Below are 14,822 nucleotides of genomic sequence, written 5' to 3' on the forward strand. Positions count from 1 at the left end.
GTCCATGACGGAGCACACCACGGCGACGGCCGAGCGGACGGCGGTCGGACCGGCGGACCCGCCGCCGCCCGTCCCGCTGCGGCGCAACCTGCGGTTCCAGGCCCTGTGGGCCGGCACCTCCTGCGCGACCCTCGGCCTGATGATCGGCGAGACCGCCTTCCCCCTGCTGGTGCTCGCCCTCACCGGCTCGTCCACCGCCGCCGGAGCCTTCGGCGCCGTCCAGATGACCGCCACCCTGCTGCTCGGCGTGCACGGCGGCTCGGTCGCCGACCGGTGGGACCGCCGCCGGGTCCTGGTCGCCTCCGACGCCGTCCGGCTGCTGGCCCTGGCCAGCGTCCCGGTGGCCCTGGCGCTCGACCGGCTGACCCTGGCCCACCTGCTGGTGGTCGCCGCGCTGGTGGGCGCGACCATCGCCTACAGCGGCCCGGTCCGGCTGCTGGCCCTGCGCTCGGTGGTCGCGCCGGAGCAGCTGTCGCAGGCGCTCGCCCAGGACGAGGCCCGGATGAGCGGCGCCGCGCTGGCCGGCCCGCCCCTGGCCGGGTTCCTGTTCGGACTCGGCCGCTCGGTGCCCTTCCTCGGCGCCGCGTTCGCCTCGCTGGTCGCGCTGATCACCGCACTGCTGGTGCGCTTCCCGGCCGGACCGGCGGCCGCGGCCGGGCAGCCGGGCCGCGTGGGCCGTAACGAGCAGGACGCGCAGAAGGAGCAGGAGGAGCAGGAGGACGAGGGCGGCGCGCTGGCCGGCTTCCGTCTCCTCGCCGCCTCCCCGCTGCTGCGCCCCGCGCTGGCCGTCCTGCTGGTGATCAACCTGACCGGGGCGGCGCTGCTGCTGCCCGTCATGGTGCTGCTGCGCGAACACGGCACCAGCAGCGGCGGGATCGGCCTGGCGCTGGCCGGCGAGGCGGTCGGCGCGCTGGCCGGGGCGACCCTGGTCTCCCGGCTGCACCGGCTGGCCGGCCCCGGGGTGCTGCTGCTCGTGGTGGCCTGGACCGCCGTGCCCGTCCCGCTGGCACCGCTGCTGCCCGGCGGGGCGGTCACCGTGTTCGCCGCGCTGTTCCTGGTCGGCGCGGGCGTCCCGGCCCTGCGGGTGATGCTCGACCTGCTGGTCTTCCGTCAGGTGCCGGACCGGCTCCGCGGCCGGGTGATCGCCGCGACCATGACGCTGCTCACCGCCGGGATGCCGGCCGGCTCCTTCGCCGCCGGCCTGCTGCTGGACCGCTTCTCCCCCGCCGTCACGCTCGCCGCGATCGCCGCCCTGCTCGCCGCCGCCCTGCTGCCCGCCACCGCGAGCCGCACCCTGCGCCGCGCCACCTGGCCCGCCGCCGCGCCGGTGTGAGCCCAGGGCTGAACGCCGGTCACCCGCACGGCCGCCCGCCGCATGCGGCGGGCGCGGCAACCGGGTGAACTGGCCGGGTACGGCCCGCCTCCGGGGCTCCCTCCCCGGCGCCCCCGCTCCCCCGCGCAGCCGACCGGGGCCGTACCGGAGGAGGACCGATGAGCACCACGGACGCGCCCCCGCCCGGCCCCGGGGGCGAGGCCGGCCCCGGGGGTACGACCCGCCCCGGGGGTGAGGCCGGCCCCGCCACCCGGGAGCGCGGCGGCTCGGTGGCCGGCCGACTGGCCGCCGCCCCGCGGATGTCCTGGATCACCCTCGCCCTGATGACCACCAGCTCGGTCGCCAGCCTGCGCTCCGCCCCGACCATGGCGGTGTACGGGCTGGCCTGCGTCTTCCTCTACCTCGTCCCCGCGGTGGTGTTCCTGCTGCCGACCGCGCTGGTCTCCGCCGAGTTGGCCTCCGGCTGGGAGGGCGGCGTCTACCGCTGGGTCTCGGAGGGCCTGTCGAAGCCGCTGGGCTTCCTGGCCGTCTGGTGCCAGTTCGCGATGACGATCTTCTACTACCCGTCGCTGCTGGCCTACGTGGCCTCGACCATCGCCTACGTGGTGAACCCCCGGCTGGCCAGCAACGGCCCGTACACCGCGGTCGTGATCATGGTGCTGTACTGGACCGGCGTCTGGGTCTCCTCGCGCGGGACGAAGGCGGTCGCCGGACTCTCCTCGATGGGCCTGGTGATCGGCACCCTGATCCCCGGCACCCTGCTGGTGGTGCTCGGCTTCGTCTTCCTCGGCGAGGGCAACTCCTCGGCCGCCCCGATGGACACCTCGCACCTGTTCCCGCAGTGGACCGGGCTGGCCAGCCTGGTGCTGATCGTCAACAACTTCCTCAGCTACTCCGGCATGGAGATGAACGCGGTGCACGTCTCCTCGCTGCGCGACCCGGCCAGGGAGTTCCCGCGGTCGATGTTCACCGCCTCCGCGATGGTGCTGGCGATCTTCATCCTGCCGGCGCTGGCGATCAGTTGGGTGGTGCCGTCCAGCGAACTGAGCCTCACCGCCGGGGTGATGCAGGCCTTCGACGCCTTCTTCCAGTACTTCGACATCGGCTGGCTCACCCCGGTCATCGCGGTCGCCCTGATCGCCGCCTCGCTCGGCGGCATGCTGACCTGGCTGGCCGGGCCTTCCAAGGGCCTGCTGCTGATCTCCCGTCAGGAGGGCTATCTGCCGCCGTTCCTGCAGAAGCTCAACCGCGAGGGCGTCCAGCAGAACCTGCTGGTCTCCCAGGGCGTGGTCACCACCGCCATCGCCCTGCTCTACGCACTGATCCCGAACGTCTCCAGCGCCTACTGGATCTTCTCGGTAATCACCACCCAGGTGTACCTGATCGTCTACCTGCTGATGTTCAGCGCCGCGATCCGGCTGCGCCGCACCCAGCCGGACCACCCGCGCGGCTACCGGGCCCCGGCCCTGGTGCCGATCTGCGTGATCGGCCTGCTCGCGTCGGCCGCCGCGATGGGCATCGGCTTCGTGCCGTCCTCGCAGTTCGGCAGCGGCAGCGTCTGGTCGTACATCGGGATCGTCGGCGGCGGCCTGCTGCTCCTCGGGCTGGTCGTCCCCCTCCTCTTCCTGCGGCTGCGCAGGCCGAGTTGGCGCTCGCCCGAGGCGGCGGCCGAGCTGGCCGCCCAGGAGGCGCAGGAGCTGCGCCGGACCGAAGGAGGCACGACGTCATGACCACCGGCCTGATGGCCTCCCGCCACCGCTGGATCTACCTCGGCTCGATCGTGCTGCTGGTCGCGATGCTGGTCACCGGCCTGCTGTCGTTCACCCAGCTGCACGCCACGAACCTGGCGAACGAGAAGGCCGGGCAGCTCGCCGCGAGGCTGGGTACGGCCGGCTACCCGGTGCCCACCCGGGACCAGACCACCCACACCCTCGGCGAGGACGGCGGCGCGGTCTGCGCCGACCCGGCGAACGCGCTCAACCAGGCGCAGTGGACGTACGGGATGTCCAACGGCGCGGGCGGGCCGGGCCAGCGCCCGGTGCTCTCCGACCGCGAGGTGGTCAAGGCCGAGGCGATCGTGCTCTCGGTGTACTGCCCGGACCGGCTCGCCGCCATCCAGGACAAGATCGACGACCTCGACCTGCGCGACACCGTGCGCAAGTAGGAGCCCCAGATGACCGACGAACTCGCCCGGCGGATCGACGGGTTGATGCCCCGGGCGTGGACCGACCTGGCCGAGCTGGTGGCCATCCCGTCCGTCGCCGACCCCCGGCAGTACCCGCCGGAGAAGTGCCGGGAGGCCGCCGAGTGGGTCGCCGACGCCTTCACCGGGGCCGGCCTGCGCGACGTCCACCTGGAGGAGACCCCGGACGGCAGCCACGCCGTGGTCGGCCACCGCCCGCCCCCGCCCGGCGCCCCGACCGTGCTGCTGTACAGCCACTACGACGTCCAACCGCCGCTGGACGAAGCCGCCTGGACCTCCCCGCCGTTCCGGCTCACCGAGCGCGACGGCCGCTGGTACGGGCGCGGCGCCGCCGACTGCAAGGGCAACATCGTCATGCACCTCACCGCGCTGCGGGCGCTCGGCGAGGACGTCCCGGTCGGCCTCAAGCTGGTGGTCGAGGGCTCCGAGGAGCAGGGCACCGGCGGCCTGGAGCAGTACGTGCCCCCGCACGCCGGGGAGTTGCACGCGGACGCCCTGCTGATCTGCGACACCGGCAACGCCGCCGTCGGCGTGCCCACCGCCACCACCTCGCTGCGCGGGGTCGTGACCGTGGTGGTCGGCGTCGAGGCGCTCACTGGCGACGTCCACTCCGGCATGTTCGGCGGCCCCGCCCCGGACGCCCTGGCCGCGCTGATCCGGATGCTGGACTCGCTGCGCGACGCCGACGGCGGCACCCGGATCGAGGGCCTGGACTGCACCGGCAGCTGGAGCGGCGTCGGCTACGACGAGGGCGCCTTCCGGACCGACGCCGGGGTGCTGGACGGCGTCCGGCTGACCGGCTCCGGCACCGTCGCCGACCGGCTCTGGGCCCGCCCCGCCGTCACCGTCCTCGGCATCGACTGCCCGCCCGTGGTCGGCTCCGCGGCCGCCGTCCCGGCCACCGCCCGGGCCCGGGTGAGCCTGCGGGTGCCGCCCGGCACCGACGCCCGCGCCGCCCAGGACGCGCTGGTCGCCCACCTGGAGGCGGCCGCACCCTGGGGCGTCCGGGTCACGACGGAACGGGAGAGCGCCGGCGCGCCGTTCCGGGCCGGCACCGGCGGGCCCGCGTACGCCGCGCTCGACAAGGCCGCGCAGGAGGTCTACGGCAAGCCGCTGTCCTTCCTCGGCCAGGGCGGCTCGATCCCGCTCTGCAACGTCCTGGCCACCACCTTCCCGGCGGCGGAACTCGTGCTGATGGGCGTCGAGGAGCCGCGCTGCCTGATCCACGCGCCGAACGAGAGCGTCGACCCGGAGGAGATCCGGCGGATGGCCCACGTCGAGGCGCTGTTCCTCCGGCACTTCGCCAACAGCCCCTGACCATGGCGCAGTTGCGGGAAGTCGGCCACCATCGAAGGAGCCGACGTCGAACGACCCGCCATCGGACGACCCGACGCCGAAGGACCCCTACGCCGAAGGACCCCGGACCACCCGCCCCACCCGGCCCCGAGGAGGAGCAACCGTGCCCCGTCCGTTCACCACCGAGGACCACGCCGCCCGGATGGCCCGAGCCACCGCCGAGGCGACGGCCGCCGGGCTGGCCGGCCTGGTGGTCGCCCCCGGTCCCGACCTGAGCTACCTGTGCGGCTACCGGCCCACCGCCGTCACGGAGCGGCTCACCGCCCTCGTCCTCGCCCCCGGCCGCCGCCCCGCGCTGATCGTCCCCAGGCTGGAGCGCCCGGACGCCGAGAAGGCGCTCGGCGCCCCGGCCGTCGAGCTGCTCGACTGGTCCGACGGCGAGGACCCGTACGCCACCGCCCGCCCGCTGTTCGAGCCGGCCGGGCGCTACGGGATCTCCGACAACGCCTGGGCGATGCACCTGCTCGGCCTCCAGTCCGCCCTGCCCGGCAGCGGTTTCACCTCGCTCACCGAGGCGCTGCCGATGCTGCGCGCGGTCAAGGACACCGAGGAGTTGGAGCGCCTGGCCGCGGCCGGCGGCGCCGCGGACGCCGCCTACCGGGGCATCCTGGAGGTCGGCTTCGCCGGCCGCCGGGAGACCGACGTCGCCGCCGACCTCGGCGCGCTGCTGATCCAGTACGGCCACAGCCAGGTCGACTTCACGGTGGTCGGCTCCGGCCCCAACGGCGCCAACCCGCACCACGAGGCCGGGGACCGGGTCATCCGCACCGGGGACACCGTGGTGCTGGACTTCGGTGGCCTCAAGGACGGCTACGGCTCCGACACCACCCGGACCGTGCACGTCGGCCCGGACGTCCCGGACGAGGTGCGGCAGGTGCACGACCTGGTCCGGCTCGCCCAGCAGACCGCCTTCGAAGCGGTCCGGCCCGGGGTGAGCTGCCAGGAGATCGACCGGATCGCCCGGCGGGTGATCACCGACGGCGGGTACGGCGAGCACTTCATCCACCGCACCGGCCACGGCATCGGGATCACCACCCACGAACCGCCGTACCTGGTCGAGGGCGAGGAGCGGCCGCTGGTGCCCGGCATGTGCTTCTCGATCGAGCCCGGCGTCTACCTGCCCGGCCGGTTCGGGGTGCGGATCGAGGACATCGTCACGGTGACGGCCAACGGCGGACGACGCTTCAACAACACCCCGCATGAGCTCGGTGCCGTCGCCTGACCGGGGCGGCGAGGCCGCTCCGCCGGACCGTTCGTCCCCGTCACGGGACCTTCGTCCGCCAAGATTTGACCCAACTGTGCGATTTTCTTACGAGCCGGTCATCGTTCGCCCAGAGTCCTCCAAGCTTGCGTTGCTAGTTTCGCTGAACATGACGAAGCTGCTGAGCCCGGCCCCGCCGACCCCGGTGCGGGCCGGACGTCTGCGTCCCGTGACCGAACGCACCCGCCGGGGAGGCCTGGCCAGACTGCGACTGCTGGCCTGGCCGGCCTACCTCACCGCCTTCGTCTGGTTCCTGGCCACCCAGGGCATGGCCTTCGCCAACGACGTGGTCTTCCTCTGGCTGATCGGCGCCCTGCTCACCGCCGCCGTCCACAGCGGACACGGCCCCCGCGGCTTCCTGCTGGTGCTGCGCGACTGGGTCCCGGTGATGGCCGTGGTCTGGGCCTACTCGCTGCTGCGCGGCTACGGCGCCCACACCCCCTGGGCCCCGCACTGGCTGCCCCAGCTACGCTTCGACGAGGTGCTCGGCTTCGGGGAGACCTGGACCGTACGGCTCCAGCACGCGCTCTACACCCCCGGCTCGCCGCACTGGTACGACTACGTGGCGACGACCGTCTACCTCTCGCACTTCCTCGTCGTGTTCGTCCTGCTCGCCGTCCTGTGGCGGCGCTCCCACCAGCGCTTCCGTCAGCTCCTCGCCTGCTACTTCACGCTGACCTTCGCCGGCTTCGCCACCTACCTGCTCTACCCCGCCGACCCGCCGTGGCTGGTCGGCCAGCAGGGCAACATGCCCGAACTGCACCGGGTGGTCTGGGAGACCATCTCGAACACGGGCCTGCCGCAGGCCGACTCGCTGCTGGAGAACGGCAGCCAGTTCGCCAACGACGTCGCCGCGATGCCCTCGCTGCACTCCGCCTACCCGGCGATGCTGCTGTTCCTGTTCTGGCCCACCGCCCGGCCCTGGCTGCGCGCCCTGCTGGTCGCCTATCCGCTCGCCATGGCGTTCACCCTGGTCTACGGCGCCGAGCACTTCATCATCGACATCCTGGCCGGCTGGACGTACGCCGCCGTGGTGGTGTTCGGCCTGCGGTGGCTGCGCAACCGCCGCACCGCGCGGGCGGCGGCCAGGGCAGAATCGGCCGGGTGCACTCCCATTCCGTGAGGGGAACCCCGACACCGATGAAGCCGACCCCCGAGCAGCTGCGGGCCGCCCAGGACACCACCATCCCGGACGTCACCGGGCCCGGGCTGCGGGTGCTGTTCTGCGGCATCAACCCGGGCCTGTGGTCCGGGGCCACCGGGCACCACTTCGCCCGCCCGGGCAACCGCTTCTGGCCCGCCCTGCACCGCTCCGGCTTCACCGGGCGCCAGTACCGCCCGGACGAGCAGGGCGAACTGCCCGCCCTCGGCCTCGGCATCACCAACGTCGCCCCGCGCACCACCGCCAAGGCGGACGAGCTCACCGCCGAGGAACTGCGCGCGGGCGGCGCGGCGCTGCGCGAGCGGGTGCTGCGGCTGCGACCGCGCGTCCTCGCGGTGCTCGGGATCGGCGCCTACCGGACGGCCTTCGGGCAGCGCCGGGCCGCGATCGGACGCCAGCCGGAGGGCATCGGCGACACCGAGGTGTGGGTGCTGCCCAACCCCAGCGGCCTCAACGCCCACTACACCCTGGACGCGCTGGCGGCCGAGTTCCGCCTCCTCCGGGAGAGCCTCGACGACTGATCGGGCCGACCGCCCGGCCCGACCGGCCCGACCAGCCCGGGCGACCGGCTCGGGCGACCGGTCAGGCCGCCGTCAGCCCGGCGGGCAGCGGCAGCTCGCGCAGTTCGCGGATCAGTGCCCGGACGGCCGCCGTCCCGGCCAGCTCGGGGGTGGTGACGTACCCGACGAAGCGGCTGGGCGGCCGCGGGCCGAGGTCGGTGACGGCCAGGCCGGGCGGCGCGCCGAGCAGGGCCGTCCGGGGCATCACCGCCATGCCGAGGCCCTGGGCGACCAGCGAGAGCGCCACCGTGTCGTCCTCCGCGTCGACGGTCGCGGGCGGCAGCCAGTCCTGCCGCCGCCACCAGTCCCTGGTGTACGAGCCGCAGTTCTCCGCCCAGTCCACCAGCGGCAGCCGACGGGGCTCCGGGTGGCCCTGCGGGTGGGCGAGGGCGTACGACTCCCGGTACAGCCGCACCGCGACCAGCCCGGGCACGGACGGCGGACCGCCCGCGTCCAGGGTGGCCAGCCCGAGGTCGGCGCGCCCGTCCGCGACCTCCCCGGCGGTGCCCCGGCCGAGCTCCCGGACGATCCGCACCCGCGGGGTGAGTCCCGGGTGCTCGGCGGCGAGCCGGGCCAGGACGGGCGGCAGCAGGTTCGCGGCGGCACTGCGGAAGGCCGCGATCCGCAGCGTGCCGGTCAGCGGCCCCGCCGGGCCGGCACCCGCGCCCCGCACCTCGGGGCCCATCACCGCCAGCAGCCGCAGGATCCGGCGGGCGTAGCCGACCGCCCGCGCGCCGGCCTCGGTGGGGCGCGCGCCGTGGCGCCCGCGGTCGAAGAGCACCGCGCCGAGCTTCCGCTCGCAGGCGCGCACGGCGTGCGAGACGGCGGACTGGGTGGTCTCCAGGCGCGCGGCGGCCGCCGTGAAGCTCCGCTCCTCGTCGACGGCGACCAGGACGCGCAGCTCGTGCGGGGCGAGTTCGGTCATGCGGCGAACCTACCTCCCATCGAATCCGCTCATGGAAGGTGCCGGTCCATCGACGCCGGCCCCTGCCCGGCCGCTCCCCCGCTTCCTACGGTGGTCAACGTCCCCGCCGACCTCCCCCGTACGGAGTACCGCCGATGTCCCGTCCCACCGCCCGCGCCGTCCACCTGGTCTCCCGCCCCTCGGGCGCGCCGAGCGCCGAGAACTTCGCCTTCGTCGAGGTGACCGTCCCGGCGCTCGCCGCCGGCGAGGCCCTGGTCGAGAACCTCTACCAGTCCGTCGACCCGTACATGCGCGAGGAGATGGACGAGGGCGGCTGGCAGCTGCACGCCCCGCTGGAGGGCCGCACCCTCGGCCGGGTGGTGGAGTCCCGGGCCGACGCGCTGCCGGTCGGCGCCCTGGTCTCCCACCGGCAGGCCTGGCGCACCCACTCGGTGGTGACCGGCGACCGGGCCGGCCTGCTGCCCCACTTCGCGGGTGTCCCGCTCACCGCCCACCTCTCGATCCTCGGCGGCACCGGACTGTCCGCCTGGGTCGGCCTGACCAGGATCGCCCGGCTCCAGCCCGGCGAGACCCTGTACGTCTCGGCCGCGGCCGGCGGCGTCGGCACCGCCGCCGGCCGGATCGCCCGACTGCTCGGCGCCGGCCGGATCATCGGCAGCGCCGGTTCGGCCGCCAAGGTCGCCCACCTCACCGAGCACCTCGGCTTCGACGCCGCCTTCGACCACCACGACGGCCCGATCGCCGACCGGCTGCGCGAGGCCGCCCCGGACGGACTGCACGTCTACCTGGACAACGTCGGCGGCACGCACCTGGAGGGCGCGATCAGCGCGATGCGCGACCACGGCCGGATCGCCTGGTGCGGCGCCGTCGCCCAGTACAACAACCCGCTGGACCCGCCGCCCGCGCCGCGCAACCTCTACGACGTGGTCGGCAGGAGCCTGCGCCTGGAGGGCTTCCTGGTCCGCAACCACCTGGACGCCCGGCCCGAGCTGTACGACTTCGCCGTCCCGCACCTGCGCTCCGGCGCCCTCGTCCCGGACGAGACCGTCGTGGACGGCTTCGACCACGTGGTGGACGCCTTCCTGGGCGTGCTGCGCGGCGCCAACACCGGCAAGATGATCGTCCGGATCTGACCCCGGGGCCCCACAGGCCGGCGGCCGGACAGGGCCTAGAGCGGGGTGACGGCCTTCAGCACCACCAGCAGCGCCACCGCCGCGTTGAGCGCGCACAGCGCCGAGGCCGCCGTGCCGACCGCGGCCACCATCGCCGCCAGGCCCGCCGGGGTCTTGGCCGGCGGCCAGTTGCGGGCCGTCGGCACCGGGCCGAGCAGCGCGGCCACCCGGCGCGGCACCGGGCCGGGCGCCGGGGCCGGGGCGGCGAAGGCCGCGAAGCCGGGCACCGGGGCGGCGTGCGAGACCAGGGCCGCCCGGGCCACCGCCCGCGCCGTGATCCGCCGGTCGCCCACCGCCTGGGCCGACTCCTCGTCCGCCCAGCGCTCGGCGCTGAACGCCACCGCCGCCTGCAACGGCCGCAGGAAGGGGTTGACGCAGGCGGCGAGCTGGGTGGTCAGCAGGTAGCGGTGGTGGCGGTGGCGCAGGTGCGCCCGCTCGTGCGCGAGCAGCGCCTCCCGCTCGTCCTCGGCCAGCCCGGCCAGCATCCCGGTGGAGACCACCACCCGCCCGGGCGAGCCGGGCAGCGCGTAGGCGTACGGGCTGTGGTCCGGCAGTACCGCGAGGTCACCGGCCTCGGCCGGCGCCTCCGGCAGTCCGGCCAGCGCCCGCCGGGCCCGGGAGCGGACCCGCAGGTGCCGCACGACCGTCCGGGAACAGGCGAAGCCGACCAGCACCAGCAGCCACATCGCGGCGGTGCCGACCGTCTCGTGGTACGGCAGCGCGTGCCGCACCTCCGGGTCGGACCAGCTGTCCGGCAGCGGGTTGCCGGGGATCTGCGCGGTGCCCACCACGCCGATCAGCCCGAGGCAGAGCACGCTGCACACCGCCATCACGGCGCTGATCACGGTCATCAGCCGGGCGGCACCGCGCGGGTGCAGGTGCTGCTCGGTCAGCCGGGCGATCGGCACCGCGGTCAGCGGCAGGATCAGCGGGAGGAAGACGAAGAAGCCCACGGGTCAGCTCTCACGGTCGGCCGCTGCGGGCTCCACGGACGCGGCGTCCAACAGCGCCCGCAGCAGTTCCTCGTCGTGCGGCAGCAGCGCGGTGACGAAGCTGGCGAGGACGGCGTCCCGGTCCGCCTCGCCGTCGAGCATCCGGCGCATCCGCAGCGCGGCCAGCCCGGCGGCGTCGGCGGAGGCCTGCCACAGGTAGGAGCGGCCGGAACGGCTCCGGGAGACGGCGTTCTTGGCGTGCAGCCGGGACAGGATGGTCATCACCGTGGTGTACGCCAGGTCGCCGTCGATGCGTTCCTGGACCCACCCCGCGGTGGCCGGGCCGGGCGCCCGCTGGAGCACCGCCAGCACCTGCGCCTCCAGCTCGCCCTGACCACGCCGTCGGGTCGGCGCGTCCCCGGACGCCGGGGCGTGCCTCTCGTCTGCCATGACGGCCCACTCCCTCCGGATGCCGCTCCCCGGACCGACGCGGGGCGCGAGGCCATCCTAACGAGCCGACGCCTCCTCCGGACGGCCCAACGCGAGGGTTCGGGCCCGCACCACCGAACGGCCCGACGCGAGGACCCGGCAAGGACCCCGGGGACAGGCCCTACGCCCGGGCCCGCTGGGTGGCCGCGATGCAGCCCAGCACCACCACGGCCGTCACCGGCGCGGCCACCGGCAGCTCCTCACCGAGCAGCAGCACCGACCAGACCAGCGTCAGCAGCGGCTGGGCGAGCTGCAGCTGGCTGGCCCGCGGCACCCCGATCGCCGCCATCCCCCGGTACCAGCACACGAACCCGCCGAGCTGGGAGACCGCCGCGATGTACGCCAGTCCGACCAGCGCCTTCGCGCCGAGCCGGACGGGCTCGGCGGACAGCCCGTAGGCGGCGGTCAGCAGCATCACCGGTGCCGCGGCCACCACCGCCCAGGCGATCACCCGGGCGCCCGGGAGGTCCCGGGAGAGCCGCCCGCCCTCCGCGTACCCGGCCGCGCAGACCAGCACCCCGGCGAACAGGTAGAGGTCGGCGACGGTCGGCCGGCCGTGGCTCTGCAGCAGGGTGAAGCCGAGCACGGCCGCCGCCCCGGCCAGCGCCGCCGCCCAGAACGCCCGGGACGGCCGGCGGCCGGTGCGCAGCGCCGAGGCCACCGCCGTGGCCAGCGGCAGCAGGCCGATGACCACCGCCGAGTGGGCGGTCGAGGAGGTCCGCAGGGCGAGCGTGGTGAGCAGCGGGAAGCCGATGACGCAGCCGGCCGAGACCACCAGCAGGCCGGGCCGCTGCCGGGCCGTCGGCAGCGGGGCGCCGGAGGCCAGCAGGTAGAGCCCGGCGAGCAGCCCGGCCAGGGCGCCGCGCAGTCCGGTCGAGGTCCACGGGCCGAAGCCGTCGAGGGACCACACGGTGGCCGGGAAGGTGAGCGAGAAGGAGGCCACCCCGAGGGCGGCGAGGGCCGTTCCGGAGGCGGTGCCGGGGGCGCCCGTCCCGGGTGCTATCGCCGCAGGTCGGGTAGCGCTATCTTGTGCCGTCATGAACGAGCGTAGCAGCGTGGTCGAACTCGCCGAAAGCCTCCGGCGGGAGGTCGAGCGCTACCCGGAAGGGCGAAAGCTGCCGTCCAGCCGGGCCCTGATGGAGCGCCACCAGGTCAGCCCGGTGACGGTCTCCCGCGCCATCGCGGTGCTGGTCGCCGAGGGGCTCGTGGTCTCCCGGCCGGGTGCCGGGGTGTTCCGGGCCGCGGCCTTCGCCGCGGCCCCCGACTCCCCGGCGGCACCGGCCGCCCGGCCCGGCGACCTCTCCTGGCAGGAGGTCGCGCTCAGCGCCGACTCCGGCCCGCGCGACCTGCTGGCCGCACCGGTGTTCGCCACCCTCCAGGTGCCGCCGCCGGACGTCATCGACCTCAACGGCGGCTACCCCCACTCCTCGCTGCTGCCCGAGCGGCTGCTCGCCGCCGCCCTCGCCCGGGCCGGCCGCCGCCCGGGCGCCTGGGACCGGCCGCCCACCGACGGCCTCACCGAACTGCGCGGCTGGTTCGCCCGCGACATCGGCGGCCACGCCGGACCGATCAGCGCCGGGGACGTCCTGATCACCTCCGGCGGGCAGGGCGGCCTGACCGTGGCGATGCGCTCGCTGGCCGCGCCCGGCTCGCCGGTGCTGGTCGAGTCGCCGACCTACTCGGGCATCCTCGCGGTGGTGCGCGCGGCCGGGCTGCGGCCGGTGCCCGTCCCGGTCGACGCCGACGGCGTCCGCACCGAGCTGCTGGCCGACGCCTTCGAGGCCACCCGGGCCCGGGTGTTCGTCTGCCAGCCGCTGTTCCAGAACCCCACCGGCGCGGTGCTCTCGCCCGCGCGCCGGGCGGAGGTGCTGCGGATCGCCCGGGCCGCCGGGGCGTTCGTGGTCGAGGACGACTTCGCCCGGCTGCTGGTCCACGCGGACGCCCCGGCGCTGCCGCGCCCGCTGGCCGCCGACGACCGGGACGGGGTGGTGGTGCACCTGCGCTCCCTCACCAAGGCCGCCTCCCCCAACCTGCGGGTCGGCGCCCTCACCGCGCGCGGCCCGGCGCTCGCCCGGCTGCGGGCCACCCAGGTGGTGGACAGCTTCTTCGTGCCCCGGCCGCTCCAGGAGGCGACCCTGGAGCTGGTCTCCGACCCCGGCTGGGCCCGTCACCTGCGCACCCTCGGAGCCGAACTGCGCGACCGCCGCACCGCCGCCGTGGCCGCCCTGCACCGGGAACTGCCCGGTGTGCTCGGCGCCCACCGGCCCGGGGGCTACCACCTGTGGCTGCGGCTGCCGGACGGCACCGACGACGCCGCCCTGGTCGCCGCCGCCCGGCGCCGGGGCGTCCAGGTCACCCCCGGCCGGCCGTACCACGCCGCCGAACCCCCGGCCCCGCATCTGCGGCTGAGCTACGCCGCCGCCGACAGCCCCGCCCAGGTCGCCGAGGGCATCCACCGACTGCGGACGGCCTACCAGGAGTCGACCGGCTGACCGCGCCCCGACCCCGACCCCGGCCCCAGCCCCAGCCCCGGCCCCGGCCCCGCGCGGCGGCCGCTACGCCCGGTACCCGGCCATCCGCTCCAGCCGCGCGATCCGCTCCGCCATCGGCGGATGGGTGGAGAACAGCCGCGCACCGGCCTCGCCCGGCCGGAACGGGCTGGCGATCATCATGTGGCTCGCCGTCTGCAGCTGGGGCTCCGGCGGGAGCGGCAGCTGGCGGGTACCGGCGTCGAGCTTGCGCAGCGCACTGGCGAGGGCGAGCGGGTCGCCGGTGATCCGGGCGCCGTCGGCGTCGGCCTGGTACTCGCGGGAGCGGCTGACGGCCATCTGGATCAGCCCGGCGGCGATCGGCCCGAGGATCATGATGGCGAGCATCCCGAACAGCCCGGGGCCGTCGTCGTCCTCGCTGCGGCCGAACGGGATCAGCCAGGCGAAGTTCACCAGGAACATCACCACCGAGGCCAGCGCCCCGGCGACCGAGGAGATCAGGATGTCCCGGTTGTAGACGTGGCTGAGCTCGTGCCCGAGCACCCCGCGCAGTTCGCGCTCGTCCAGGATCTGCAGGATGCCCTCGGTGCAGCAGACCGCCGCGTTGCGCGGGTTGCGGCCGGTGGCGAAGGCGTTCGGGGCCGGCGTCGGGGAGATGTAGAGCCGGGGCATCGGCTGCCGGGCCGAGGTGGAGAGCTCGCGCACGATCCGGTACAGCCCGGGTGCCTCGAACTCGCTGACCGGCCGGGCCCGCATGGCCCGCAGCGCGAGCTTGTCGCTGTTCCAGTAGGCGTAGGCGTTCGTCCCGAGGGCGACCAGCAGGGCGATCACGAAGCCGGTCCGGCCGAAGAAACCGCCGATCACCAGGATCAGTGCCGAGAGGCCACCGAGCAGGACGGCGGTCCTCAGTCCGTTGTGCCGGCTGTGCACGTCAGGCCCT

The 14,822-nt window shown here is 75.2% G+C and carries 14 protein-coding genes; 9 read left to right on the forward strand and 5 right to left on the reverse strand.

What is annotated here, in order from left to right; translation table 11 throughout:
• Window positions 1-4 precede the first annotated feature (4 nt).
• From ACFV8H_RS12645 to mug, 7 genes are all read left to right on the forward strand, one after another.
• Complete coding sequence (locus ACFV8H_RS12645; RefSeq protein WP_380398999.1) at window positions 5-1,333, forward strand: MFS transporter; 1,329 nt, start codon at window positions 5-7, stop codon at window positions 1,331-1,333.
• A 299-nt stretch (window positions 1,334-1,632) separates the two neighbouring features.
• Window positions 1,633-3,063, forward strand: a complete 1,431-nt coding sequence (locus tag ACFV8H_RS12650; RefSeq protein ID WP_380399090.1) for an APC family permease — start codon at window positions 1,633-1,635, stop codon at window positions 3,061-3,063.
• Window positions 3,060-3,497 carry a hypothetical protein gene (locus ACFV8H_RS12655; protein ID WP_380399001.1) on the forward strand — a complete coding sequence of 146 codons (438 nt, stop codon included), beginning with the start codon at window positions 3,060-3,062 and terminating at the stop codon, window positions 3,495-3,497. The genes ACFV8H_RS12650 and ACFV8H_RS12655 overlap by 4 nt, the downstream gene beginning before the upstream one ends.
• 9 nt (window positions 3,498-3,506) lie before the next feature.
• Window positions 3,507-4,853 carry a dipeptidase gene (locus tag ACFV8H_RS12660; RefSeq protein WP_380399003.1) on the forward strand — a complete coding sequence of 449 codons (1,347 nt, stop codon included), beginning with the start codon at window positions 3,507-3,509 and terminating at the stop codon, window positions 4,851-4,853.
• Window positions 4,854-5,034: 181 nt separating this feature from the next.
• Window positions 5,035-6,114, forward strand: a complete 1,080-nt coding sequence (locus ACFV8H_RS12665) for an aminopeptidase P family protein (RefSeq protein ID WP_380399092.1) — start codon at window positions 5,035-5,037, stop codon at window positions 6,112-6,114.
• Between the two features lie 148 nt (window positions 6,115-6,262).
• The gene (locus ACFV8H_RS12670; RefSeq protein ID WP_380399005.1) at window positions 6,263-7,276 is read left to right on the forward strand and encodes a phosphatase PAP2 family protein; all 1,014 of its coding nucleotides are present in this window, start codon (window positions 6,263-6,265) and stop codon (window positions 7,274-7,276) included.
• A gap of 17 nt (window positions 7,277-7,293) precedes the next feature.
• Entirely contained in the window at window positions 7,294-7,836 is a 543-nt protein-coding gene (mug, locus tag ACFV8H_RS12675; protein WP_380399007.1) for a G/U mismatch-specific DNA glycosylase, read from the forward strand.
• 61 nt (window positions 7,837-7,897) lie between these two features.
• Here the strand turns inward: mug and ACFV8H_RS12680 are convergent, their stop codons facing one another.
• Window positions 7,898-8,800 (reverse strand): LysR family transcriptional regulator, encoded by a 903-nt coding sequence (locus tag ACFV8H_RS12680; protein ID WP_375881912.1) that lies wholly within the window; start codon window positions 8,798-8,800, stop codon window positions 7,898-7,900.
• A 134-nt stretch (window positions 8,801-8,934) separates the two neighbouring features.
• Between ACFV8H_RS12680 and ACFV8H_RS12685 the strand changes: the two genes are divergently transcribed.
• Window positions 8,935-9,933 carry an NADP-dependent oxidoreductase gene (locus ACFV8H_RS12685; RefSeq protein ID WP_380399009.1) on the forward strand — a complete coding sequence of 333 codons (999 nt, stop codon included), beginning with the start codon at window positions 8,935-8,937 and terminating at the stop codon, window positions 9,931-9,933.
• 35 nt (window positions 9,934-9,968) lie between these two features.
• On the opposite strand, the gene ACFV8H_RS12690 is transcribed toward ACFV8H_RS12685, so the two are convergent.
• From ACFV8H_RS12690 to ACFV8H_RS12700, 3 genes are all read right to left on the reverse strand, one after another.
• Complete coding sequence (locus tag ACFV8H_RS12690) at window positions 9,969-10,925, reverse strand: M48 family metalloprotease (protein ID WP_380399011.1); 957 nt, start codon at window positions 10,923-10,925, stop codon at window positions 9,969-9,971.
• 3 nt (window positions 10,926-10,928) lie between these two features.
• A complete protein-coding gene (locus ACFV8H_RS12695; RefSeq protein WP_380399013.1) occupies window positions 10,929-11,354 on the reverse strand; it encodes a BlaI/MecI/CopY family transcriptional regulator in 426 nt (141 codons plus the stop codon).
• Window positions 11,355-11,514: 160 nt separating this feature from the next.
• On the reverse strand, window positions 11,515-12,432 hold the full coding sequence (locus tag ACFV8H_RS12700; RefSeq protein ID WP_380399015.1) for a DMT family transporter: 918 nt from the start codon (window positions 12,430-12,432) through the stop codon (window positions 11,515-11,517).
• On the opposite strand from ACFV8H_RS12700, the gene ACFV8H_RS12705 reads away from it, so the two are divergent.
• The gene (locus ACFV8H_RS12705; protein WP_380399017.1) at window positions 12,431-13,885 is read left to right on the forward strand and encodes a PLP-dependent aminotransferase family protein; all 1,455 of its coding nucleotides are present in this window, start codon (window positions 12,431-12,433) and stop codon (window positions 13,883-13,885) included. The genes ACFV8H_RS12700 and ACFV8H_RS12705 overlap by 2 nt on opposite strands.
• 63 nt (window positions 13,886-13,948) lie before the next feature.
• Here ACFV8H_RS12705 and htpX read toward each other — a convergent pair whose 3' ends face one another.
• Complete coding sequence (htpX, locus tag ACFV8H_RS12710) at window positions 13,949-14,812, reverse strand: zinc metalloprotease HtpX (protein ID WP_375881899.1); 864 nt, start codon at window positions 14,810-14,812, stop codon at window positions 13,949-13,951.
• Window positions 14,813-14,822 lie beyond the last annotated feature (10 nt).

The organism is Kitasatospora sp. NPDC059827 (assembly GCF_042731675.1).
Taxonomy (GTDB): Bacteria; Actinomycetota; Actinomycetes; order Streptomycetales; family Streptomycetaceae; genus Kitasatospora.